This is a genomic window from Thermostichus sp. MS-CIW-36, assembly GCF_054059035.1.
The window spans coordinates 14,776-37,782 of sequence record NZ_JBSSBR010000019.1 but is presented as its reverse complement, the minus strand read 5'-3'; the positions used below and the strand labels follow the sequence as shown (position 1 = coordinate 37,782).

Here is a 23,007-nt window from a genome sequence, read left to right as displayed (position 1 = left end):
CCCCACCGCTGACGCGAATGAAACCTGCAGGATCTCGCAAAGACTTTTTCTTTACCATTTCCCAATTGTCAGCTAGAAGGCACAGGAGCCCTCCCCTTTGCCTACAGTGCAAGGACCGGGAGGAATTCGGAGTCATAATGAGTCATAATATAACCTAACTATGACCCAAGTCCTGACCATTTCCTGCAAGCTCAAGGTGTCTGAGTCGCAAGCCGCAAAGTTGGACGCGACCTTGGAGGCTTTCGGCCACGCCTTGAACTGGGTCAACCAAAACAAACCCGAGAAGGTCGCCAACGCCGTCAAACTTCAATCTCTGGGCTACCACCAAATCCGTGCCCGGTTCGGCTTGTCCAGTAACTTGGCTCAACAGGTCTGCAGACAGACAGCGTCTGCTCGCAAGGTGGCACAACAGAAAAACCGCCCGGTCAAAGCGTTCAAGGGTGGCTTCGCTACCTACGACGCTCGTATCTTTTCGTTTCGCGAGAAAGACTGGACGGTGTCGCTCACCACGGTGGAGGGTCGAGAACGCTTTGAGCTGGCGATTGGTCATTACCAGAGAGAACAGTTGGCAGGCTCCAATCCCAAATCGGCCACTCTGGTCAAGCGCAAAGGTTCCTACTCCATCCAGATTTGCGTGGAAGCAAAGTTACCGGAACAGCAGAACACCGCTCGGGTAATAGGCGTGGACTTGGGAAGGACAGATATTGCCCATACGTCAGAGGGGGGCAACTGGAATGGACAGCAGTTGAACAGAGTCCGAGACCACTACTCCCGGTTGAGGGCGGTACTCCAACGCAAAGCCAGTAAGGGCACACGCAGTTCGCGGCGCAGATGCAGAGAACTGCTGCAACAGCTGTCTGGCAAGGAGAACTGAGACAGTTTCTAGAGTACAAGGCTCTGCGTGCAGGGGTTTCTCTGATCCTTGTTCCGCCTGCTCATACCTCGCAGAGCTGCCACCGGTGTCTGCACATTACATCCCGACCCTGCGCGATCCTATCGCAGTGGGAAGAAGTTTAAGTGTGAGCATTGTGGATGGGAAGGGGATGCGGACTTGAATGGGGCAAATATGATTGCACTTTTGGGGGCTGCTGTAAACCAGCCCAGAGGCTAAGCCTACGGCTCGCTTCGCGAACGTGATTGGCTTGCCAACTACAGGGCTACCGAAAGCTCGCTCTCTATATGTCAGCATGAGTGCGGGTGGTTTACTGAAGGCTATGGCAGAAGAAGAGCTACAAGAGCAAAGCGTCGGATCTTCCCACTCTCCTCCAGACGGTAGGGATCCCTCCCCTGAAGGACAAAGATCCGTTCACGCCGCTCGGACGGAGTCCTCGGCTTCTGAAGCACAAGCGGAATCGGTGCCCGATCCTATCAGCAGCGGGGGCGGGGAACTGTCTGCCATCCCGGTTGCCCCGCCGGGGTTTAAGTCGGGATTTGCAGCGCTGATCGGGCGGCCCAATGTGGGCAAGTCCACCCTACTCAACGCCCTGGTGGGACAAAAGATTGCCATCACCTCTCCCGTGGCCCAGACCACCCGCAACCGCCTACAGGGGATCCTCTCCCTACCCCAAGCCCAGATCATCTGGGTGGATACCCCTGGCATCCACAAACCCCACCACCGCCTGGGGGAAATCTTGGTACACAACGCCCAGGCAGCCATTGCCGCTGTGGACGTGATCCTCTTCGTGGTGGATGGATCGGTGCCGGCAGGACGCGGGGATGCTTTTATTGCCGAGCGGATCCCTGCTGCTTCCCCCTGCCTGATCGTCTGCAACAAAGCGGATCTGCTTCCTCGGGATGCTGCCGTGCGCCAAGCTCACCAAGAGAGCTACCAAGCCCTGCGCCCCGGCGCTCCTGTCGTTTGGGTGTCTGCCTTGGATCCCAGCAGTTTGACACCCCTGATCCAAGCCACCATCGATCTGCTGCCCACCGGCCCCTACTACTACCCACCGGATCTGGTGACGGATCAGCCGGAGCGGTTCATCATGGCGGAGCTGATCCGAGAACAGGTGCTGCTGCAGACCCGCGAGGAAGTGCCCCATTCCGTGGCCGTGACCATCGACCAGGTGGAAGAAACCCCCAACGTCACCCGCATCTTGGCCACCCTCTATGTAGAGCGGGACTCGCAAAAGGGGATCCTCATTGGCAAAGGGGGGGAAAGGCTCAAGCGGATCGGCCAGGCAGCCCGCCTGCAGATTCAAAAGCTGATCCTGGGCAAGGTGTACCTGGAGCTGTTTGTCAAGGTGCGGCCCCACTGGCGGCGCTCTGAGCACCTTCTGCGCGACTTGGGCTACAGCGCTACGTCCCCCTAGCGGAAAGAAGCCATTTGCGTCAGCAGGACGGAGTTCTTATGCCCCCCTCTCCCCTTGTGGGTAGGAGACTGGGGTATTTGCGCGAGCAGCACAGCGTGCCTGGGGGGAATGCTTCAAAAATGCCTTAAAAAAAATGCCTTGGATCTGCTTGGAATAGATGCCGGATGGGATCCCTGCGTTAGCTTGGATAGCAAAGCCTTTGGAGTTCAACGGCAGTTTTTCCCATCTTGCTTTGCTGCCCCGCGCTATGACCGCTTTCTATCCCGCTACTGTTCAACCGGGCGCCCGCACCCTGCCTGGCCACTACTATGTTTCTTCCAGCCGCTTTGAGGCGGAGATTGAGCAGATTTTTTATCGGCAGTGGTTCTGCGTGGGGCGCAGTGCCGATCTGGCCCAACCCGGAGACTTTTTGCAGGTGCAGGTGCTCAGAGAAAGCCTGATCCTGGTACGGGATCCCAAGGGGCAAGCCCATGCCTTCTTCAACCACTGTCGCCATCGAGGAACCCGACTCTGCAGCGAGCTCCAAGGCCATTTTGCCGATGGGATCCCTTGCCCCTACCACGCCTGGCGCTATGGGCTGGACGGGCAATTGTTGGCAGCTCCCCAGATGCACGAGGTGGAAGACTTTCGCCGTGAAGATTATCCCCTCCACTCCGCTGCCTTGGCAGAATGGGAAGGCTTCGTCTGGGTCAACCTCAGCCGCAATCCTCAGCCCTTCGATGAGGTTTTTGCCCCATTGCAAGGTCGTTTCCGAGAGTGGAACCTGTCCGCTCTGCGGCGAGGCCATCGTATTGAATACCACGTTCAAGCCAATTGGAAATTGCTGTTTGAAAACTACTCTGAGTGCTACCACTGCCCGCTCATTCACCCGGAATTGGCCCGCCTTTCGCCGGCTCGCAGTGGTCGCAACGACTTGATGGAAGGCCCCTTTTTGGGCGGCTACATGTTGCTCAACCCAGATGTGACCAGCCTAAACATGAGTGGCCAACGCAGCTTGCCCGTGATCTCCACCGTGCGAGGCGAGAACCAACGGCGAGCCTACTACTACACCCTTATGCCCAATCTATTCTTGAGCCTGCAGCCGGACTATGTCATGACCCACACTCTGTGGCCCCAGGGATCCGACCGGACGCGGGTTGTCTGCGATTGGCTGTTTGAGCCGGAGACCTTGGCGCTGGATGGTTTTGATCCCAGCGAGGTGGTGGAATTGTGGGATCGCACCAATCGACAGGATTGGCACCTGTGCGAGCTCACCCAGCAAGGGGTGGGATCCCGTGCCTATGAAGCAGGGCCTCTTTCCCATGCAGAAGGGTTGCTGCAAGCCTTTGGGCGGGAATACCGCCGGCAGATGCAGGAGTTGGAAGAACAAAGCTGGTGACATGCTCCCGCACTCATGCTGACGCAAAGCGCTCCGCGCCGCTAAAGCGAGAGAGTGCGGGCTTCTCAGTGACTCCTGTAAAGGACATTTCCTGAGCTTTGAGAACGGGATGCCCCACCGCTCTGTATTTGATGTTTATCGCCGCGTTGTGGTCTCGGCTCAGCTCTAGCCCACAATGCGGGCAAGAGTGCCATCTGTCTCGAATGGTTTTCGGTACTTTCTGACCACACTGAGAACAGTTTTGGCTTGTGCCGCTTGGATCCACTGCAATCGCCCTCAGCCCAGCTCTTTCAGCCTTGACTGCGAGAATTTGCAGGAATTGCCCCCACCCTGCATCATAGATAGACTTCGCTAGTCGGGTTCTAGCAATGCCTTTGGTGTTGAGCGCCTCATACGCAATATGCTTCCCTTTGCTTACCAGCTTCTTGGCTACTTTGTAGTGGAAATCTTTACGCTGATTGGCCACCTTGAGGTGCGCCTTGGCCACTCGCCTCAAGGCTTTCTTACGGCGGTTTGACCCTTTCTGCTTGCGGGATAAAGACCGCTGCAGCCTCTCCAGCCGCTTTTGGGCGCGGCGGTAATACTGGGGCACTGGGACGGACTCCCCTGTATCGGTCACCAAAAAGGAGTCCAGCCCCATGTCGATCCCTATCGTGTTCTCTGATGTTGGCGAATCGGGGGTTAATTCAGGGACAGACGCATCTTGCAGGCTTAATGTCACATACCACCCATCAGCCTTACGGGTGATAGTGGCAGTCTTGATAACAAACCCGTCAGGCAAAGGACGGTGTTGAATCAGTTTTACTGCTCCGATTTTGGGCAGATGAATGAACTTCCCCTGAAGGCAGTCCTGCTTCATCTGGGGAAAGGTGAAGGAATGATACCGGCCCGCCCCTTTGAATCTCGGCCTTCCTGCTCTCTTGCCGTTACGGTCGCCTTTCAGCCAGCGGTCGAATGCTTTATGCACTCGCTCTATGCAGTTTTGCAGGACTTGCGAATGGATTGCTTGGTATTCGGGGAACCTTGCTTTGGTATTCACCAAGTCCCGTTTTTGGGAGTAGAAATCAGGCCTGTCTCTCAGCTCAGGCAAATGACAGATTAAGGGGCAAGCGTTTATATCACAGCGGTTTTGCTCCCACCAGTTAAACCGCTCTGCCAACCGATAGTTGTACTGCTTGCGCAACAGCTCCAGCCATTGCTCCATCAGAACAACTTGACTGGGGGTAGGCCGCAGACGGTACTGATAGGCAGTCCTCATCTTAAGCGTGCTCAGAAACCGCTACACTGATTATAGCGCCAGCAGAGATTAGCTAGCTCGCCGGGAAGCCCCGCACTCTCTGCAACAGCAGGAGGGTCGGGATGAAAGGCGGATATATTCTGTACTATAATCAACATGGTTGTACAAAACGGCGTTGCCGGAATCTGGTGCAACTACGCGGTGGGGCATCCCGTGTCTGCTCGCAGAGGGTTCTTGCAGTAGCTCCCCGATGAAGCGAGAAGCCCACGCTGTACCTGTAGGGTCAGTGATGGGAGTATGTCACCAGCCATGAAGCATGATTTCGTTTCCAGCGGCAGAGCTGTATCTGATTTGAAGGCACATTTGGTCTTAACCACCAAGTACCGTCGCAAGGTATTTACCGGCGAAATGCTGCAGCGATTACATGGATTCATGTATGACCTCTGCCGAAAGTGGGGCTGTAAACTTATTGAGTTCAACGGCGAGGCAGACCATGTTCATCTGCTGTTCCAGTACTATCCGCAGATAGATCTGTCCAAATTGGTAAACAACATCAAATCCGTCTCTAGTCGCAGGATGAGAAGCGAGTTTGCGGACTACATCAGCAAGATATACCGAAAAAATGTGCCATGGAACGAGTCTTATTTCATCGCTTCATGCGGTGGGGTAACAGTCTCGGTATTGCGCCAGTACATTGAAAACCAAGGTACTCCCGCCTCTCATCCCGACCCAAGCGCTCCGCGCCGCTAGCGCGTTCGCTTCAGCGGGCCGTAGGCCATACGTCCTGCGGACAGAGGGCGGGGCTTCTCGGCGGTTTAGCTAAAAAAGTGTTAGGGACAGAGGGTTTTTGTTGATTGGGTTGCCGTTGGCGTTGTTAGGACGAAGTTCTTTGTAAGGTGCTTTGGGCTGAGGTTAACCACAATGTTGCGACTGTACGGGATCCCAACCTCCGGAAATTGCTACAAAGTGGAATTGCTCCTCAAGCAATTGGGGATCCCCTATGAGACGGTTGAAGTCAACTCCAGGGCCGGAGAAAACCGCCGCCCCGAGTACCTGGCCAAAAACCCCCTGGGCCAGATCCCGGCTTTGGAACTGGAAGATGGAACGGTCTTGGCCGAGTCCGCCGCGATCTTGGTCTACCTGGCAGAAGACACCCCCCTCTACGGCCAAAACAAGTTGGAACGGGCCGAGATTTTGAAGTGGTTGCTTTTTGAACAAACCCGCATTGCCCGCTACATCGCCACCACTCGCTTCTGGGTGCGGGCCGGCCAAGCAGAGGCCCATGCTGACGTGATCGCCCAGAACTTGAAATCTGGAACAGAGGCCTTGGAGATCATGGAAGGCCACCTGCAGGGGAAAGCATTTTTTGTGGGCAACCGCTACACCATCGCCGATCTCGCCCTTTTCACCTACACCCATGTGGCGGAGCAGGGTGGGTTTGACCTTAAGCCCTTTCCCCAGATCCGAGCCTGGTGTCAGCGGGTGAAAGCCACCGACCGCTTCTTCCCCCTCCCCGGAGCCTAGAACGCCTTCCGCTAGTTGCTGGCTCCCTCCATGCCCTCTAGCAACTGGCCCAGATACCAAATCTCGACCTCGCTGGCCACATCTCCCTCAGCCAAGAAGGGCGTGCCATCTTGAAAGTTGAGCGGCCCCTTGAAGAGCTGAGTGCTGCCATTCCCCAAGCCGGCGATGAACTCCTCCAACTTAGCCCTATCTTCTGGCTCCAGGGCTTCTCCCATGATGAACCCTGCCGAAGACGTGTCCGGGTTGTTGATATCCGACCAGTCGATGGGCGGACGTAGGAATTGGCTCTCGAAGGTGCCCGCGCGAGCTGCCTCGATCAATTGCTTGTATCCTGGCCCCCAGTTGTAGTAGGAAACCCCCAGGCAAATTTCGGGCGCAAAGTTACAACCGCTGGCCAGGCCGTAGTGGGTGTAGCGCACTCGCTTTCCGGCCTCAGCAGCCCGCTTGCCTTGCACCGCCGCCTCCGGCGTATCCAACCCCGACATCACCACATCAAAGCCGCTGTTGTAAAAGTCATCGGCAACCTTGCTTGGATCCAAAGTAACCCCTGGAATGTTGAACCAGAAGCCAATCCAGGTCACCCGGAACTGCAACTCTTCAGGACGATCTCGGTAAGTTTCCCAGCAGTATTTGGCCCCCAAGTAAGCAGCAGCAGCGTAACGGCGGGTTTCGTCGTTGATCAGAGGCCCCAACAGGCCAATTTTGCCGGTTTCGGAGCCCAGGGCTGCAGCACAGCCAGCCACCATGCGCATCGCTTCCATCTGGGGCATGATGTTGGCCAAGTTGGGCAGATCGATGTAATTTTTCCCCTCCTTCCAGGCCATGTCCCCAGAAGCATGGATAACCGCAATCTCGGGATGCTTGCGGGCCGTTTCAATCGCGTCGTCTTTGTGGTCATCAGAAGTAAAGATGATAACCTTGGCCCCTCGGGCGATCATGTCATCCGCCACCTGGGAGGCGCGCACATTGGGCCGATCCGCCGGGTTCACCTTATCCAGGTAATCAAACTCGACACCGGGCAACTTGGCCTTGACGTATTCGCTGCCCTCCACATGCGCCTGGCTCCAGCCGCCATCCTGCATCGGCCCCACCAGCACCATGCCCACTTTGAAGGTCTCTTGCGCTGTTGTGGGGGTGGATCCCAGTAAAGCGGCGACCGATAGGCCAACAGCCAAGCCTTTCAAGGGAGAAAAAGCGCGAATAAGATTCCAGCTCACAGGCAGCTCCAACAGAACAGGGATCCAAAGCCGGAAGACTACATCCATCATCGGGATCCCGCTGCAGATCGCTGTATCTGAGAATACAAAAAGGCGCTTGGCAAACGACGTGGAAGCCAGCAGGGGCTCAGGGAGAAATTTATCGTTCCTTCAGTTCCCGCTGAATCTCCCGCTGGGTTTGCCGCTCTTTGATTGCCTGCCGCTTGTCGTGGAGCTTTTTGCCGCGGGCCACGCCCAGATGGGCTTTGATCCAGCCGCGGTTGAGCACCAGCTTGAGGGGAACCACGGTCAGGCCCTTTTGTTCCACCAAGCCCCGTAGGCGGTCGATCTCGCGGCGGTGCAGCAGCAACTTGCGGCGGCGGGTAGGGTCGTGGTTAAACACTTTGCTGGCGGTGTCATGGGGGGAGATGTGCAGATTGTGCAGCCATGCTTCCCCATCCCGAAAGAGGGCAAAAGCGTCTTGCAGGTTGGCTTTGCCCGCTCGTATCGATTTCACCTCTGTGCCGGTCAGTTGGATCCCGGCCTCATAGGTCTCCAAGATGTCGTACTCGAAGCGGGCGCGACGGTTGTCAACCAGGGTTTTGACGTTGGGATCCACAGCCATAGGCTTTCAGTAGACCAGAGGGCCTAACGAGAGGTCAGGGATCTCTCCAATTTTCGCACCGCCCGCCCAACCAAGCGCTCGGATTTGCCGCGCCAGAGAAAGCGAATGGGGGTACCGGTAAAGTCCAGGTTTTGCCGGAAGTGCTTTTCCAGGAAGCGGCGGTAGTTATCCTTAAACAAATCGGGATCGTTGACAAACAGAACAAAGGTGGGGGGCCGATCCGCCACCTGGGTGCCGTAGTAAATTCTGCCCTGCTTGCCCTGGCGGTTGGTGGGGGGCGATTGCCAGGCAAGAGCATCCTGGAGCACTTCGTTGACCACAGCGGTGGGAACCCGTTTGCGGTGGGCGGCCACCACGGTATTCACCTGCTCAAAGATTTTGTGGGTGCGTTGCCCGGTGAGGGCGCTGACAAACAGGAGCGGCGCCCATTCAATAAAGTAAAGCCTGTCGCGAATCTCGCGGGTGAACTCGTTGATGGTGTGGGTATCTTTGTTTTCTACTGCATCCCACTTGTTGACGACGACAACGCAGGCGCGGCCCTCTTCTTCGATGCGCCCGGCCAGCCTCTGATCCTGTTCGGTAACCCCCTCCAAAGCATCGATCACCAGCAGCACTGCATCCGAGCGCTGGATGGCCTTGAAGGCCCGGTTGATGCTGAAGAACTCAATGCCGTACTGCACGCGGTTTTTTTTGCGGATGCCGGCGGTATCGATGAGGCGATAGGGCTGCCCTTCCCAGGTGACCACGGTGTCGATGGCATCGCGGGTGGTGCCGGAAATGGGGCTGACGATGGCCCGCTCGGATCCTACCAGGCGGTTGAGCAGGCTGGATTTGCCGACGTTGGGCCGTCCCACAATCGAGACGGCGATGGGATCTGGCTCGCCTGCGGCTTCTGCGGTCACTTCGGGCAAGTGAGCCAGCACCGCCTCCAACAGCTCGGCTACCCCATTGCCATGGATGCCGGAACAGGGGATCGGATCCCCCAGCCCCAGCTCCCAAAAGGCTGCTGCCTGAGCCAGGCCCATCTGCCCCGACTCGCACTTGTTTACGGCCACCACCACCGGCAGGGGTTGTTTGCGCAGCCAATCGGCCACTTCTACATCGGCGGGTGTCAGTCCCTCTCGGCCATCCACCACGAAGATCACGGCCTGCGCCTCGGCCATGGCTGCCATCGCTTGCTGGCGAATGTGGGGCAGAAATTCGCTGTCGTCGCCAAAAACCAGGCCGCCGGTGTCCACCACCCGCAAGCGGCGCCCGTTCCACTCCACCTCCTGGTACAGGCGATCCCGGGTCACGCCGGGCTCATCGTGCACAATGGCCGAACGCACCCCCGCCATGCGGTTGACGAGGGTGGATTTGCCCACGTTGGGGCGGCCCACAATGGCCACAAGAGGTAGGGGCACTGTTGGCTCGTCGATAACTTGGGATATCTATCCTAGCTGTTCGGGATCCCGGATGCCCAAAGCCGCCAATCTCGATCATTGCTTTGGATGCAGGTCTGGCGGTAAGTTAGGTACCTATCCTCCCATCAGGCACCGGCTGTGCCCCTTCCCCATTCTTGCCATGAACCGCGCTCTCGTTCCCGCCCAGCGGCTGAACAAGCTGCCCGCCTATGTCTTCGCCCGCTTGGATGAGCTGAAGGCCCGCGCCCGCCAGCAGGGGTTGGATTTGATCGATCTGGGCATGGGCAACCCCGATGGTCCCACCCCACAGCCGGTGGTGGAGGCGGCGCAGGCGGCCATTGCGGATCCCGCCCACCACGGCTACCCGCCCTTTGAGGGCACGGCCAGCTTCCGCCAGGCAATCACGGATTGGTACTGGCGCCGCTACGGGGTGGAGCTGGATCCCAATGGAGAGGCGCTGCCTTTGCTGGGATCCAAAGAGGGGCTGACCCACCTGGCTCTGGCCTATGTGGATCCCGGAGATCTGGTGTTGGTGCCCAGCCCTGCCTATCCAGCCCATTTTCGCGGCCCCATGATTGCCGGCGGGCAGATCTACCCGATGATGCTGCGCCCGCAGAAGGGGTGGTTGATCGATCTGCAAGAAATACCGCCGGAAGTGGCTCAGCAGGCGCGGGTGCTGTATTTCAACTACCCCAACAACCCAACGGCTGCGGTGGCGCCCCGCTCTTTTTTTGAGGAAGTGGTGGAGTTTGCCCGCCGCTACGATCTCATCCTGGTGCACGACCTGTGCTATGCCGAGCTGGCTTTTGATGGCTACCGGCCCACCAGCCTGCTGCAGATCCCAGGGGCCAAGGACTTGGCAGTGGAGTTCCACACCCTCTCCAAAACCTACAACATGGCCGGCTGGCGGGTGGGATTTGTGGTGGGCAATCGCCAGATCATCCAGAGCTTGCGCACCCTGAAAACCAATCTCGACTACGGCATTTTTGCCGCCATCCAAAAGGCCGCCGAAACTGCCCTGCGCCTGCCGGATAGCTATCTGGAGCAGGTGCAAGAACGCTACCGCTGCCGTCGCGACTATTTGATTGGCCGCTTGGCGGAACTGGGCTGGCGGATCGAGCCGCCACGGGCGACGATGTATCTCTGGATCCCTACCCCCCGCGCTGCCGACGGCACCCCTGAGGGATCGACGGAGTTTGCCCTGCGGGTGCTGGAATCTACAGGCGTGGTCGTAACCCCCGGCAGCGCTTTTGGAGAGGGAGGAGAGGGCTACGTGCGGATTAGCCTAATTGCCGATTGCGAGCGCATAGGTCAGGCTATCGATCGCTGGGCGGAAGCCGGGATCCGCTACTGCTGAGCCTCAGTCTTGCGGGAGTTGGTACTGCTCCACAATCCGCCGGGCAAAGGGGGGCACGTGCTGCTCCAACTTCTGGGGATAGTGGCGGCGCACGTAGAGGTAGTTGCGGGTGAAGTGGGAATCGATGGAGAAGCGGGCATATTCCAAACCGCGCGGCCCAAAGCGCTGGATTGCCGCCCCCAAGAGGCGAGCCAGCCACATTGGCAAACTCAGGGCTTGGTCGTAGGCTGGGATCCCCTGCTGCACTGCCGCCCTCCGGGATCCCTGCGAGATCACCGGTTGGGTTTCCAGCTCTTCCCAAACCAAGTCCAACAGCTCTTGCCCCCGCTGATTGCGCACCAGCAGCCATTGCCAGCCCAAGGGGGATCCCATGTAGCCCACCACCAGATCCGCCAGAGCATTCACATAATCAAAACAACTGAGGCAAGAGGGGGCAAACACATCCTTTAATTCCTTGGTTTTAAGACCGAAGAAAGGCACCTTTTCGATTGAGCCATCTTCGTGCCTGAAGTGAACACGAAAATCCTGCATAAACTCGTAATGCACCACCGTTTCTGGGGAGCGACTGGTGGTTTCTAGAAATTTTTGCAGCCCGGCGCGACTGACATTGTCCACACAAGGCGTGCCCAACACATACAGCTTCTCTAGGCCCAGTTTTTTTTCCACAGCCCGCAAAGCTTGGATTTGGCAGCCCACCCCGATCACCAATAGGCGTTTGAGGCCACTTTGCTCCACTTGCTCCAGCACCGACAAATTGGGGGACAGGGTTGGTTTATTGACCCGCGCCGCCAAGACCGCTTCGGGGGTACGTGCCAAGATGGGCCGGGGCTGAAAACGATCCTGGGCATCCGCCTGCACGCACACCACCCCTTCCACCAAGCCGCTGGTGAGGGCCTTCATGCCAATGCTGCTGACGATGCCCGTCCACTGGGCCCCCGGGATCGGATCCCGCTTGCGGGCTGTGTACATCGCCTCGTAGACACCGAAGTAATCGGTATCGGTGACGGCGAGGGATCCTGAGCGCAGCGATTCCCGGGATCGCCCGTGGGTCTGTTCTTCCAACTGGGTCAGTTGCTGGTTCAAGAACGCACAGGCTTCTCTGACCTGGGCCACGTAGCGGGTATCGCAAAGGCCACACTGGCTGCACAGCTCTTTGGCCGGATAGTGGCCGGAACGGATGGGCCGGGCTGGACGTGGTGAACGGGATCCCATGATCTCTGCTTACTGGGTCTTTCGAGGCTTCCGATTTGATCTCTTCCTTGAAGATGCAGGCACCCTTTTCAGTTTGCGGCCAAAACGGCAGACGGTGGCAAAAAGCTTCAAGGGATCCCTGGCCAAGGAGGGCAAAATCCCAGAGCCTCTATGAATCGCTGTAGCGTTCTTCTGCCCAGGGTTCACCGCGCATGTGGTAGCCGTTGCGCTCCCAAAAGCCCGGCTGATCTTGGGGGAGAAACTCCAGGCCGCCGATCCACTTGGCACTTTTCCAGGCGTACAGGTGAGGGATCAAAGTGCGCACCGGCCCACCGTGATCTACCGGGAGCGGCTGGCCTTCCAGGGTGTGAACCAGGTAGTTTTCGGGGCGGATGAACTCCTCCAGAGTCAGGTTGGTGGTGTAGCCACCATAACAGTGTTGCATCACCGCCTTGGCCTCAGGAGCGATGGATACTGCCTGCAACACGTCCGGGATCCGCACCCCTGTCCAAGTCACATCCAACTTTGACCAGCGGGTAACACAATGAAAATCGGCGGTGAACGTATGTTGGGGCAAGGCCAGCAGATCCTCCCAGGTGAGCACTACTTCTTTTTCCACGGATCCCCAAATGCGCAGCCGCCATTCTTCTGGCCGGATCACCGGCGTATCGCCGTAGGTGAGCACCGGAAAGCCCCGCGCCAAATGCTGCCCAGGGGGTAGCCGACCCGACAAGGGATCCTCTCCTGCCAATTTTTGAAAAAACTTACCCACCATGGTTATTCTGCTCTGCAAGCGCTGCTACCACCCTATCTCCAATCGGGCTGAGGAGAGAGAGTTCCTGAGCCGCTAAGCAAGAGGACTCCGAAAAAGGAGAGGAATCATAGCGGTTTTTTGCCCAGACCACTTTCTATTGCCCAGCGGGCCAGTTCTGTGCGGTTGTGCAGGCCAGTTTTGCCCAGCATGTTGCTGACGTGGCTTTCAACGGTGCGCTGGCTCACCCCAAGAACTTCGGCAATCTCGCGGTTGGACAGGCCCCTGGCCACGTACTGGATCACCTTGGTTTCCGTTGGCGTAAGTTCAATTTCCCGATCCAGTTTTATGACCGGCTGAATGCCTACATTCTGCACTTGTAACAGGCGCTCGGTATGTCTGAGAGAAGACTCCACCTGCGCCACCAATTCTTCCGGCTCAAAGGGCTTGACCATGTAAACATCTGCCCCTGTGGTCAGGCCGCGCACCCGATCCGCCGTCTGCCCACGCGCCGACAGAAAAATCACAGGTATCCAGTCTGTAGCACTGTTGGAGCGAATGGTTTCAACAAAGGTATAGCCATCCATCTCCGGCATCATCACATCGCAGATGATCAGGTCTGGAGTGAAATGGCGCATCGCTTCCAACCCCTCCAGACCGTTGCTCGCCGCCACCACCTCATAACCGCGAAACTCTAGGTAGTCCTTGGCCAGCAGGATCAAGTTCGGATCGTCGTCGATGAGCAACAGTCGCTTTGGGTTGTCCACGGTTTACCTTTTGAGCGCTAAGCTAAAAAGTTTTAGGTGAAGAAATACAGAACCCCTGTTTCCGTGACTTTCACTGTAGGGAAACGACTCTTGAGTACCACCCTTTTGCTTGCTCAATTGGGGAGCAGCCTATGGTAACTGTGCCCTACCTCTAGTCTCTAGGATATCACACATGGAAGAAGTGGAAGTATTCACTTGCGAAATGCTGGCAACAGTATCTCTACGGAATTTAGGAGCCCTGGCTGGTAACCCTATCCCACAAACCTGGCAGAGCTGGCCTCTGCTCTGAAATCGCAGTGCCCAACACATAACCGCAATCTACCCAAAAATTTGTATCTCGTGTGTCTATATATCACATACCTATATGCTTAAGTACCGATATATCTAACATCTGCTATCTATTCAAGTGCCCGTACGTCTTCTGGCTGGGGTTTCCAGGTAGGCAGGCGGACAGAGCTGATGGAGAATGGAAGAAAGCCTGCAATCTGACGACAGCCGACATAAGGAGAACGGGTGGAAAAGGGCACACTGGTGGAGTTTCGTTACAATAACGACCGTGTGTTGGCAGTGGTTCAGGGCACCGAGGGTAAGAAGAACCTACTGCTGGGGGTGCCTTCTGGGCAGGTTCATAGTGTTCACCCTCGCCAGATTACCTTTGCTTTGAACGGGGGATCCAGCTTCACGGCTTCCGACATTCCCGGCTTTTGGCAGGCGGTGCAGGCAAAGTTGGATCCCGAAAGTTTGGCGTTGGCCTGGGAACTGGTGCAGGAGGAGCGTCAGCCCCTGAGCTTGGCGGAGATGGCTCAGCTGTTGTTTTCTGATGATTCCCCGGTCTCCACCTATGCCGCCTATCGCCTCTTGAGCGAGGATCGCACCTACTTCAAGCAAAAGGGGGAAAGCTACGAACCCCGCACTCCGGCTCAGGTGAAGGAGATCCTCCATCAAATGGCCGTTGCCCAACAACGGCAGCAGGAACAACTAGAGTTTGAGGCCCATCTGCGAGAGGCTCTGGCTCATCCCGGCCAAGGGTATCCCTGGACTCCTGCCGAGCGGGCCCGCCTGGAGTTGCTGGAGCGCCTGGCCCTGCAGGGAGCAGCAGCAGCCATTCGCAGCCACGAGGATCTCTCTTCCAATCTCAACCCGTCGGATCGGGAACGGGCCTCGCAACTGCTGGAGCTGATGGGGTTTCCTGACACTCCGCAGGGGGCCTTTGAGGCTTTGGTGGCCCTGGGCCTGTGGAGCCGCCACGAGAACCTGGCCCTGCGCCTCACCGGGATCCCAACCCAGTTCCCGAAGGCGGTGGAGCGATACACCCAAGCCCTGCTCAGCCAGCCTCCCTCTTTCTGGGATCCCCACCTGCGGCGGGATCTCACCCATCTCCACACCTACACCATCGATGATGCCAGCACCCGCGACATTGACGATGCCCTCAGCGTCGAGTTCTGGTCGGATGACGCGGTGAAGCTCTGGATCCACATCGCTGATCCCAGTTGTTGGGTGCAGTGGGGGGATCCCCTCGATTTGGAAGCCCGCAAGCGTGGCACCAGCGTCTATTTGCCGGAGCGGGTGATCCCGATGTTCCCACCGGAGTTGTCCACTGGCCCGATGAGCTTGGTGCAGGGAGAGGTGCGGCCTGCCCTTAGCTTTGGCATTCTACTGGGATCCGACGGCCAGATCCGGGATTCCGAAATTTGCCTCAGCCAGATCAAAGTCACCTACCGCCTCACCTACGAAGATGCCGATGAAATGTTGGAGTTGGGGGCAGAGGCCCAACTGACGGCTATTGCCCGGGCGGCCCAGTGGCGTTATGGGTGGCGCATGGCTCAGGGGGCCATTCAGATCGGCCTGCCGGAGCAAGATATCAAGGTCATCGACGAGATCCCCCATCTCCGGGTGATCGAGGATACGCCGGCGCGGCAGATGGTGGCGGAAATGATGGTGCTCACCGGCGAGGTGGCGGCCCGCTTCGCCAGCCAAAATGGGATCCCGGTGCCCTATCGTCTGCAGCCGGCTCCCGACTTACCCCCACCCGAAGTGCTGGATAGGTACCCTCAGGGGCCGGTTCGGTCTTTTGCCATCATGCGCTGTCTATCGCGGGCGGAAGTGGCCACCCAACCTGGGCGACATACGGGGCTGGGTCTCGATGCCTACTGTCAGGTTACCTCCCCGATTCGGCGCTACCTGGATTTGGTGGCCCATTACCAGATCAAGGCTTTCCTGCGTGGGGATCCCTTGCCCTTGACGGAAGCGGATGTGCAGCAGTTGCTGCTGGGGATTGAGCCGGGCACCGCTGAGGCCAACCAGGTGGAGCGGAAATCCAAGCGCTATTGGAGCATCGAATACCTGCGCCTGCGACCGGGGCAAATTTGGCGGGCTCTGGTCTTGGGCTACCTGCGCGAGCAGGAAAACTTGGTGTTGGCCATGCTGGATGAGATTGCCTTTCGGGTGCCGGTGCGCCTAGAACGCCAGATTCCTCTGGGGGCTTGGATCGAGTTGGAAGTTGTGCAGGCGGATCCCCGTGCGGATGTGATCGAGCTGCGCGAGGTGGGACGAGAGGCGGCCATGGGCGGATAGATGCACCTTAACCTGCTGCTCACCCAATCTGCGCGGATAGCTGATACAACAGAGGGGGAAGTCTCAAAAGTCTGGATCGTGAATTTTCTTTAGGGGGGATCCCATGACTGCACGACCTTCCGGCCCACCTCCAATCGTTTACATTCTTTTGTTCGCGATACTGGGAGGCGGCGGCTGGTATGCCTATCGTTCCGGCCTGTTGGACTCGCTGCTCAATCGCTCCACTCCCACCCAAGCAGGGATCCCGGTCGCCCAGCCCCAAGCCCCAACAGCGCCCAACCCCCCTCAGGCTCAAGCGCCCAATCCGCCCGCCAACGCCGTTAATCTGGATACTTCTCTGCCCAACCCAGCAGTGCTCCAGGTGGATGGCAGCGTCACGATGATCCGGATCGTCTTGGCCCTGAAGGGAGGCTACACCCAGCGCAACCCCGGCATTCCCCTCACCTATGGGATCCCAGATGGCAAGCCCAATGGATCCAATGCCGGCCTGAAGGCCCTGATGGAAGGTCGCATCCAGATGGCCGCTAGCTCCCGCCCCCTCAATGCCAGCGAAGTGCAGGCGGGTCTACAGGCGATCCCGGTGGCCAAAGATGCCCTGGCGGTGGCGGTGGGGGTGAACAACCCCTACAAAGGAGGACTGACGCTGCAGCAATTGGCCGATATCTTCCAGGGTCGGATCACCAATTGGAGCCAGGTGGGCGGCCCGGATCGGCGGATTCGGGTCCTCAATCGCGCCCCCCAGAGCGGCACCTACAGCGTTTTCCAAGAACTCGTGTTGTTGGGGCTGCCCTTCGCTCCCGATAACCCTCCCTACTTCACCACCGCCACAGAAGATGTCACCACCCCGCTGCTGCGGGCTTTGGGAGAAGATGGCATCACCTACAGCACTGTCGATCAGGTGCAAAACCAGCAAACGGTGCGGATTGTGCCCATCGACGGCCAGATGCCCACCCGTGAGGCCATTCAGAGGGGCAGCTACCCCTTGGCGCGGAATGTGTTTTTGGTGGCACCTCAGAGGACTAGCCCTGTGGTGGCCGATTTCATCAACTACGCGCTCTCGGATCAAGGCCAGCAAATCATTGGCCGCACTGAGTTCATCCCCCTCCGATAGCAACCCAAAAATAGCATCTGAGATAGCCGCCGACAGCAAGCGCAGCGATATCTCTGGACTTTTCCAGAAGACGCCTTCCACCTGCTCCTATTCAAGGCACTTAGTCGTTTCAGGTTAGAGTGAGGCGCCTGAGCTATTGAGAAAAGCCTTTGGCCGCGTGCGTTCAACGTTTTAGGGGTGGGTGCAGCGTCCTAGTTTGAATCCAAATGACCCTAGATGTTAGAGAGGGGGCCCTAATTTTCACCAAAGTTCAATTTTTCAGTTCTCTCGGCGCACAGCGCTCTCATGCCACTTGCCCAACACCCTGTCGGATAGAGCACTTAAGGAAATAAAGATCAGGATCCCCAAGCCGGTGACCAAGATCAAGGCCGCAAACATGCGGGGCACCTGCAGGTTGAAGCTGGAGATCAAGATCTGGTAGGCGATCCCGGCCCGCTGCCCGCCAGTACCAGCGACAAACTCCGCCACCACCGCCCCAATCAAAGAGAGGCCACCGCTGATGCGCAGGCCCCCCATGAAATAGGGCATGGCACTGGGTAGCCGCAAGTAGATCAACGTTTGCCAGCGGTTGGCCTTGTACAGTTGGAACAGGTTGAGCAGGTTGTGATCGACGCTGTTCAGCCCCAGAGTGGTGTTGGAAAGAATCGGGAAAAAAGCCACAATCCAGGCGCACACCACCATCGCGGCAAAGGTGTTGTTGCGCAGCCAAATGATGATCAGCGGGGCGATGGAGACAATGGGCATCGTCTGTAAAATCACCGCATAGGGGAAAAAGCTGCGCTCAATCCACTTGCTCTGGGTGAACACAATCGAGACCAAAAGCCCCGACACTGTGGCAGCCAAAAAGGCCACCACCGTAATTTGCACAGTGATCAACAGGGAAGGAAAAAGCGTTCCCCAGTCGCGGATGAGGGTTTGCACCACCAAAATCGGCCCCGGCAAGAGGTAGTGGGGCACTCCCGTTACCCGCACCGCCACTTCCCAGCCCACCAAGAAGAGGATCCCGACGATAAGGGGGGCAATCACTTCCAGGTTGAACCAACGGCCCAGATTCAACCCCTTTGCAGGCACCCCTGAGCCGGCACTCGGTATGTCTGCCTCATCCGTGGGTTGGGATCCGAGTTTTTCTCCAACTGCGCCGGTCAGCTTGGGCAGAGACCAATCTGGCCAATGGAGAGGCCAGCTCTCCCCCAAGCCAACAAGGGATCCCAGCCAACGGCGCCATGGCTCGAGAAGCTGGACAAACAGGTCGAACATATCGTGAGGTTGGGGCATCAAGGGACTTACGCAACAGAGAGAACACCGCTAAGCCAGGGATCCCATCAGCGCAAACGTCCAGCAGAGAGGGGGCGCAAATAGGGGGGATCCTGAGCTGAGCCGTGCATGGCCTCGTGCAGACGGGCCGACACTTCACGGCAGTAGTTGTTGTAAAGGGAAGAGGTGCGAAAGTCTTCCGAGCGGGGATAGGGCGCATCGATGGGAATATCGGCTATCACCCGCCCTGGGCGAGCCGCCATCACCACCACGCGGTTGGACAGGTAGACGGCCTCGTAAATGTTGTGGGTAACAAAGATCACCGTCCAGCGCTTTTCTTGCCACAGCTCCAACAGATCGCTGTTCAACTTGCTGCGGGTGATTTCATCCAAAGCGCCGAAGGGCTCGTCCATCAGCAACACTTGGGGCTTGGTTACCAGGGCGCGAGCAATGGAAACCCGCATGCGCATGCCGCCCGATAGCTCGCGGGGAAAACTGCGCTCAAACCCCTGCAGGCCCACCCGTTGTAGAGCTTCCAAGACATCTCGATTGGCTTTTGGCTTGGGCTCACCTGCCAACTTTAAGGGTAGCCCCACATTGTCCATCACCGTCGCCCAAGGCATAAGGGCCGGTTCCTGAAACACAAAGGCCAACTTGGGTTCCCCTTGGGGAGCATCCTTCTCAAGATTTTGCCCCCATTCGATAGAGCCTGTGGTCAGATGCCCCAGACCTGCCACCAACCGTAGCACTGTGCTTTTCCCACAGCCGGATGGCCCCACCAAGCTAACGAACTGCCCTTCTTGGATGGTCATATTCATGTCCTGCAAAGCCACCGTGCCATTGGAATAGACCTTGCTGACATGGTTGAGGGTGATGACAGGGGCAGGCATGGCTGGCAGTTCCCAGAGCAGAGGATAGAAGAGTATCCTTCCCAATCTAAAAAGGGGAAAAGATGGGTGATAGAAAGCGCACACTTTCAAAATAACCCTCTCTGCCGCCTCTGCTTGGTAGGCGTAACTACAACTCTTTCCCTCAGAACCGGTTTCCAGAGAGTTTCTCACGGAAAGCTTGCGATGACCCAAATCGGAGCAGCAAGTCGGTATGATGTTGCCGACCACCCTCTGGCCAAGGAACACATGGGATCCCCATTTAAACCGGTTGCAGGTGCTGTTACAGCCCCGCGAGGATTTCGAGCCGCTGGAGTGGCCGCTGGCCTCAAGCCCTCAGGAGCTGCGGATCTGGCTTTGATCGTTTCCGAGTGCGATGCGGTTGGGGCAGGCGTTTTTACCACCAATCAGGTCAAAGCAGCCTGTGTTACCTACAACCAAGGGATCCTCGCCCAACAGCAGCCGGTGCGGGCCATCCTCTGCAATGCTGGGCAAGCCAACGCCTGTACCGGAGAAGAAGGAGAGCGCAACAACGCCCAACTGGCCCTCTGGGTGGGAGAACGGTTGGGGATCCCGGCCCATCAGGTGCTCACGGCCTCCACAGGGGTCATCGGGCGACAACTGGAAATGCCGAAAATCCAAGCAGCCCTGCCTGGCCTTATCGACAGCCTCTCTCCAGAGGGGGGGGAGAGCGCCGCCCGCGCCATCATCACCACCGACTTGGTGACCAAAAGCGTTGCCCTGCAAGCTGAGATCGACGGGTACACCGTCAGGGTCGGGGGCATTGCCAAGGGATCCGGCATGATCCACCCCAACTTGGCCACGATGCTGGCTTTTTTAACCTGCGACGCGGCTGTGGATCCCCGCCTGTGGCAGCAGATCCTCAAGCAAGCTGCTGACCTCAGCTTTAACCAAATCACGGTGGATGGGGATACCAGCACCAACGACATGCTCTTGGCTCTGGCCAACGGCCAAAGTGGGATCCCAACCCTGCAAGCCGGCACAGAAGCTGCCCAGACTTTGGCGGAGATGGTCAACCAAGTTTGCATTCATCTGGCTAAGGCCATTGCCCGCGATGGGGAAGGAGCTACCAAGCTGCTGGAAATTCGGGTGTGTGGGGCTGTGGATGATGGGGCAGCCCGGCATATGGCCCGTGTGATCGCCAGCTCTCCCTTGGTGAAGGCGGCAGCTTTTGGCAACGATCCCAACTGGGGACGGGTGGCAGCCGCCGCCGGACGGGCCGGGATCCCTTTTGACAGCCGCCGGTTGGATATTCGTCTGGGGGATTTTCTGCTCATGCAGGCGGGAATGCCCCTGGCTTTCGATCGCAAGGCAGCCTCTGAGTACTTGAAAGGGGATCCGGTGACCTTTACCGTGGATCTCCATCAGGGATCCGGCCAGGGCGTGGCCTGGGGCTGCGATCTCAGCTACGATTACGTGCGCATCAACGCCGAATACACCACCTAACGGGGGATCCCAACCATGACCACCGAATCGAACGCAAATAACGGCTTTTCTACCGAAGCCCAAGCGGCTCTGGCCAAGGAAGCGAGGCTTTCCCTATCCGGTTGGCAGCAAGAGGTGAGTCGAGGCTTAGAGTTTGGCCTCGAGGCAGCAGCCAGCATCGGCGATCGCTCCATCCCCACCTTTTCCCGTGGCGAATTGCCCCATTATGCCGGCATCAACACCTTCCTCAAGGCTCCCTACCTGGAGGATGTGCGCAAAGTTGGGGAGTACGATGTGGCAGTGGTGGGTGTACCCCACGATTCCGGCACCACCTATCGGCCCGGCACTCGCTTTGGCCCACAGGGGATCCGGCGCATTTCCGCTCTGTACACCCCCTACAACTTTGAGTTTGGCGTCGATCTGCGAGAGCAGATCACCCTCTGCGATGTCGGCGATATTTTTACGATCCCGGCCAACAACGAAAAATCCTTCGACCAAATCTCCAAAGGGGTAGCTCACATTTTCGGGTCTGGCGCCTTTCCCGTCATCCTGGGCGGGGATCATTCGATTGGCTTTCCCACGGTGCGGGGGATCTGTCGCCACTTGGGGGACAAGAAGATGGGCATCATCCACTTCGACCGCCATGTGGACACCCAAGAAACCGACTTGGATGAGCGCATGCACACCTGTCCTTGGTTTCATGCCACCAACATCCGCAACGCACCGGCCCATAACCTGGTGCAACTGGGCATTGGCGGCTGGCAAGTGCCACGGCAAGGGGTGAAAGTGTGCCGGGAGCGGGCCACCCATATCCTCACCGTTACCGACATCACCGAAATGGGCTTGGATGCAGCCGCCGATTTCGCCCTCGAAAAAGCTCTAGACGGCACCGATTGTGTGTACATCAGCTTCGATATCGACTGCATCGATGCCGGCTTTGTGCCGGGTACAGGCTGGCCGGAGCCCGGTGGGCTGCTGCCGCGGGAAGCGCTCTACTTGCTCAAGCGCATTGTGCGGGAAGCGCCGATCTGCGGCCTAGAGGTGGTGGAAGTCTCTCCCCCCTACGACATCAGCGATATCACAGCCCTGATGGCCACCCGAGTCATTTGCGATACGCTGGCGCATTTGGTGGTATCTGGGCAACTGCCGCGCCGAGAAAAGCCCGCCTACATCCACCCGGAGGCGACGCCAGAAATGGTCGGCGACTGGAGGTGAGAGATGCACGAGACCGACATGACCCGCGCCTTGATCCAAACACTACGCGACTGGTGGCAAAGTCAGCCAGGACAGCCTCAGATTGCTCGGGTGCACCTGGTGGTGGGACAGTTTACCTGTGTAGAGCCGGCCAGCCTAACTTTTGCCTATGCCGCACAAACCCAGGGTACTTTCCTACAGGGATCCCAGTTGGTCATCCGGGAAACGCCGCTCATTGCCTATTGCCAGCCCTGTAGCCAAGAGTACAAGCCAGAGATAGGCCGGCGCTATGCTTGCCCCAACTGCGGATCCCCGATGGAGGAGATTCGCTCGGGCCGAGAGCTGAAGATCGACTACATCGAATGTCTGACTGACTCCGCCCCACCGGCGCGACCAGAGGTCGCCTAAGCCGATCCAAAGCTAAGCCCCAGAAGGACAGCCGCTCCCAAGCTGAGGATGAACATCAAGCTGGCAGGCATCAACTTTCGGGTTTTGCGGTAGCGCAGGGCAAATAGGATAGACCCCAGCACCGCCGTCCCCAAGCCCAGCCCCCAGTGGGGATCCACCCCCAGCAGCCCATAGCTGACTCCGCTGAGTGCGGCCCCAACCAGCCGCAGAGAGCAAAGAGCAGAGAGGAAAGAGGAGAGATTTCTTCCTCTCACTCCTCTCTTCTCACTTCTCACTCCTCGCTCCTCGGTACTCAATTCGAGACCTAGTACGTGCCCTCAAGAAGGACAAGGTAAGAATTAGAGACGCATAGACCGTTACCGGGAAAACCGTTTCTTTCCTGTCGCTCTCAATAA

At 58.0% G+C, this 23,007-nt stretch carries 20 protein-coding genes and 1 pseudogene; 11 read left to right on the top strand and 10 right to left on the bottom strand.

Annotation, left to right across the window (positions count from 1 at the left end):
• Positions 1-160 precede the first annotated feature (160 nt).
• The 3 genes and pseudogenes from ACVWVQ_RS09390 to ACVWVQ_RS09380 all read left to right on the top strand — a co-directional run bounded on the left by ACVWVQ_RS09390 (position 161) and on the right by ACVWVQ_RS09380 (position 3,687).
• Positions 161-1,137, top strand: a pseudogene (locus tag ACVWVQ_RS09390) (RNA-guided endonuclease InsQ/TnpB family protein).
• 218 nt (positions 1,138-1,355) lie between these two features.
• Positions 1,356-2,309: a GTPase Era gene (era, locus tag ACVWVQ_RS09385; protein ID WP_457508151.1), complete on the top strand. Its 954-nt coding sequence runs from the start codon at positions 1,356-1,358 to the stop codon at positions 2,307-2,309.
• A gap of 247 nt (positions 2,310-2,556) precedes the next feature.
• Entirely contained in the window at positions 2,557-3,687 is a 1,131-nt protein-coding gene (locus ACVWVQ_RS09380; protein ID WP_457508149.1) for an aromatic ring-hydroxylating oxygenase subunit alpha, read from the top strand.
• Positions 3,688-3,700: 13 nt separating this feature from the next.
• Here ACVWVQ_RS09380 and ACVWVQ_RS09375 read toward each other — a convergent pair whose 3' ends face one another.
• The gene (locus tag ACVWVQ_RS09375; RefSeq protein WP_457508147.1) at positions 3,701-4,945 is read right to left on the bottom strand and encodes an RNA-guided endonuclease InsQ/TnpB family protein; all 1,245 of its coding nucleotides are present in this window, start codon (positions 4,943-4,945) and stop codon (positions 3,701-3,703) included.
• A 288-nt stretch (positions 4,946-5,233) separates the two neighbouring features.
• On the opposite strand from ACVWVQ_RS09375, the gene tnpA reads away from it, so the two are divergent.
• A complete protein-coding gene (tnpA, locus tag ACVWVQ_RS09370; RefSeq protein WP_414350393.1) occupies positions 5,234-5,674 on the top strand; it encodes an IS200/IS605 family transposase in 441 nt (146 codons plus the stop codon).
• A 171-nt stretch (positions 5,675-5,845) separates the two neighbouring features.
• Positions 5,846-6,448, top strand: a complete 603-nt coding sequence (locus ACVWVQ_RS09365; protein WP_011432893.1) for a glutathione S-transferase family protein — start codon at positions 5,846-5,848, stop codon at positions 6,446-6,448.
• 11 nt (positions 6,449-6,459) lie between these two features.
• Here the strand turns inward: ACVWVQ_RS09365 and ACVWVQ_RS09360 are convergent, their stop codons facing one another.
• From ACVWVQ_RS09360 to der, 3 genes are all read right to left on the bottom strand, one after another.
• Positions 6,460-7,665: a BMP family lipoprotein gene (locus ACVWVQ_RS09360; protein ID WP_457508145.1), complete on the bottom strand. Its 1,206-nt coding sequence runs from the start codon at positions 7,663-7,665 to the stop codon at positions 6,460-6,462.
• Positions 7,666-7,804: 139 nt separating this feature from the next.
• Entirely contained in the window at positions 7,805-8,269 is a 465-nt protein-coding gene (gene smpB, locus ACVWVQ_RS09355) for an SsrA-binding protein SmpB (RefSeq protein ID WP_011432891.1), read from the bottom strand.
• Positions 8,270-8,292: 23 nt separating this feature from the next.
• Positions 8,293-9,672, bottom strand: coding sequence for a ribosome biogenesis GTPase Der (gene der / locus ACVWVQ_RS09350; protein ID WP_011432890.1), 1,380 nt, complete (start codon positions 9,670-9,672; stop codon positions 8,293-8,295).
• 160 nt (positions 9,673-9,832) lie between these two features.
• On the opposite strand from der, the gene ACVWVQ_RS09345 reads away from it, so the two are divergent.
• A complete protein-coding gene (locus ACVWVQ_RS09345; RefSeq protein WP_414412552.1) occupies positions 9,833-11,029 on the top strand; it encodes an aspartate aminotransferase in 1,197 nt (398 codons plus the stop codon).
• A 3-nt stretch (positions 11,030-11,032) separates the two neighbouring features.
• On the opposite strand, the gene ACVWVQ_RS09340 is transcribed toward ACVWVQ_RS09345, so the two are convergent.
• The 3 genes from ACVWVQ_RS09340 to ACVWVQ_RS09330 all read right to left on the bottom strand — a co-directional run bounded on the left by ACVWVQ_RS09340 (position 11,033) and on the right by ACVWVQ_RS09330 (position 13,738).
• On the bottom strand, positions 11,033-12,241 hold the full coding sequence (locus ACVWVQ_RS09340) for a Coenzyme F420 hydrogenase/dehydrogenase, beta subunit C-terminal domain (protein ID WP_457508143.1): 1,209 nt from the start codon (positions 12,239-12,241) through the stop codon (positions 11,033-11,035).
• 148 nt (positions 12,242-12,389) lie between these two features.
• Positions 12,390-12,995, bottom strand: coding sequence for a sulfite oxidase-like oxidoreductase (locus tag ACVWVQ_RS09335; RefSeq protein ID WP_414374616.1), 606 nt, complete (start codon positions 12,993-12,995; stop codon positions 12,390-12,392).
• A gap of 104 nt (positions 12,996-13,099) precedes the next feature.
• On the bottom strand, positions 13,100-13,738 hold the full coding sequence (locus ACVWVQ_RS09330; protein WP_414329571.1) for a response regulator transcription factor: 639 nt from the start codon (positions 13,736-13,738) through the stop codon (positions 13,100-13,102).
• Positions 13,739-14,251: 513 nt separating this feature from the next.
• Between ACVWVQ_RS09330 and ACVWVQ_RS09325 the strand changes: the two genes are divergently transcribed.
• Positions 14,252-16,312 carry a ribonuclease catalytic domain-containing protein gene (locus tag ACVWVQ_RS09325; protein WP_457508141.1) on the top strand — a complete coding sequence of 687 codons (2,061 nt, stop codon included), beginning with the start codon at positions 14,252-14,254 and terminating at the stop codon, positions 16,310-16,312.
• A gap of 103 nt (positions 16,313-16,415) precedes the next feature.
• Positions 16,416-17,423: a phosphate ABC transporter substrate-binding protein gene (locus ACVWVQ_RS09320; protein ID WP_457508139.1), complete on the top strand. Its 1,008-nt coding sequence runs from the start codon at positions 16,416-16,418 to the stop codon at positions 17,421-17,423.
• A 258-nt stretch (positions 17,424-17,681) separates the two neighbouring features.
• On the opposite strand, the gene ACVWVQ_RS09315 is transcribed toward ACVWVQ_RS09320, so the two are convergent.
• Together ACVWVQ_RS09315 and ACVWVQ_RS09310 are read right to left on the bottom strand one after the other, a co-directional pair.
• Positions 17,682-18,479, bottom strand: coding sequence for an ABC transporter permease (locus ACVWVQ_RS09315; RefSeq protein WP_457466194.1), 798 nt, complete (start codon positions 18,477-18,479; stop codon positions 17,682-17,684).
• Positions 18,480-18,745: 266 nt separating this feature from the next.
• On the bottom strand, positions 18,746-19,567 hold the full coding sequence (locus ACVWVQ_RS09310) for an ABC transporter ATP-binding protein (RefSeq protein ID WP_457508137.1): 822 nt from the start codon (positions 19,565-19,567) through the stop codon (positions 18,746-18,748).
• A gap of 246 nt (positions 19,568-19,813) precedes the next feature.
• Here ACVWVQ_RS09310 and argJ point away from each other — a divergent pair, with 246 nt between their 5' ends.
• The 3 genes from argJ to hypA are packed head-to-tail and all read left to right on the top strand — an operon-like array spanning position 19,814 to position 22,612.
• On the top strand, positions 19,814-21,031 hold the full coding sequence (argJ, locus tag ACVWVQ_RS09305) for a bifunctional glutamate N-acetyltransferase/amino-acid acetyltransferase ArgJ (protein WP_414374640.1): 1,218 nt from the start codon (positions 19,814-19,816) through the stop codon (positions 21,029-21,031).
• 15 nt (positions 21,032-21,046) lie between these two features.
• The gene (gene speB / locus ACVWVQ_RS09300) at positions 21,047-22,225 is read left to right on the top strand and encodes an agmatinase (protein WP_414356327.1); all 1,179 of its coding nucleotides are present in this window, start codon (positions 21,047-21,049) and stop codon (positions 22,223-22,225) included.
• Positions 22,226-22,228: 3 nt separating this feature from the next.
• Positions 22,229-22,612 (top strand): hydrogenase maturation nickel metallochaperone HypA, encoded by a 384-nt coding sequence (hypA, locus tag ACVWVQ_RS09295; RefSeq protein WP_414356329.1) that lies wholly within the window; start codon positions 22,229-22,231, stop codon positions 22,610-22,612.
• Here hypA and ACVWVQ_RS09290 read toward each other — a convergent pair.
• The gene (locus ACVWVQ_RS09290; RefSeq protein ID WP_414356331.1) at positions 22,609-22,866 is read right to left on the bottom strand and encodes a TMEM14 family protein; all 258 of its coding nucleotides are present in this window, start codon (positions 22,864-22,866) and stop codon (positions 22,609-22,611) included. The genes hypA and ACVWVQ_RS09290 overlap by 4 nt on opposite strands.
• Positions 22,867-23,007 lie beyond the last annotated feature (141 nt).

Coding starts and splice junctions, on each gene's coding strand:
- ACVWVQ_RS09320 (WP_457508139.1), top strand. CDS start 16,416: ATGACTGCACGACCTTCCGGCCCACCTCCAATCGTTTACATTCTTTTG.
- ACVWVQ_RS09310 (WP_457508137.1), bottom strand. CDS start 19,567: ATGCCTGCCCCTGTCATCACCCTCAACCATGTCAGCAAGGTCTATTCC.
- ACVWVQ_RS09345 (WP_414412552.1), top strand. CDS start 9,833: ATGAACCGCGCTCTCGTTCCCGCCCAGCGGCTGAACAAGCTGCCCGCC.
- speB (WP_414356327.1), top strand. CDS start 21,047: ATGACCACCGAATCGAACGCAAATAACGGCTTTTCTACCGAAGCCCAA.
- ACVWVQ_RS09375 (WP_457508147.1), bottom strand. CDS start 4,945: ATGAGGACTGCCTATCAGTACCGTCTGCGGCCTACCCCCAGTCAAGTT.
- smpB (WP_011432891.1), bottom strand. CDS start 8,269: ATGGCTGTGGATCCCAACGTCAAAACCCTGGTTGACAACCGTCGCGCC.
- ACVWVQ_RS09365 (WP_011432893.1), top strand. CDS start 5,846: ATGTTGCGACTGTACGGGATCCCAACCTCCGGAAATTGCTACAAAGTG.
- ACVWVQ_RS09340 (WP_457508143.1), bottom strand. CDS start 12,241: ATGGGATCCCGTTCACCACGTCCAGCCCGGCCCATCCGTTCCGGCCAC.
- ACVWVQ_RS09380 (WP_457508149.1), top strand. CDS start 2,557: ATGACCGCTTTCTATCCCGCTACTGTTCAACCGGGCGCCCGCACCCTG.
- argJ (WP_414374640.1), top strand. CDS start 19,814: ATGGGATCCCCATTTAAACCGGTTGCAGGTGCTGTTACAGCCCCGCGA.
- ACVWVQ_RS09335 (WP_414374616.1), bottom strand. CDS start 12,995: ATGGTGGGTAAGTTTTTTCAAAAATTGGCAGGAGAGGATCCCTTGTCG.
- hypA (WP_414356329.1), top strand. CDS start 22,229: ATGCACGAGACCGACATGACCCGCGCCTTGATCCAAACACTACGCGAC.
- tnpA (WP_414350393.1), top strand. CDS start 5,234: ATGAAGCATGATTTCGTTTCCAGCGGCAGAGCTGTATCTGATTTGAAG.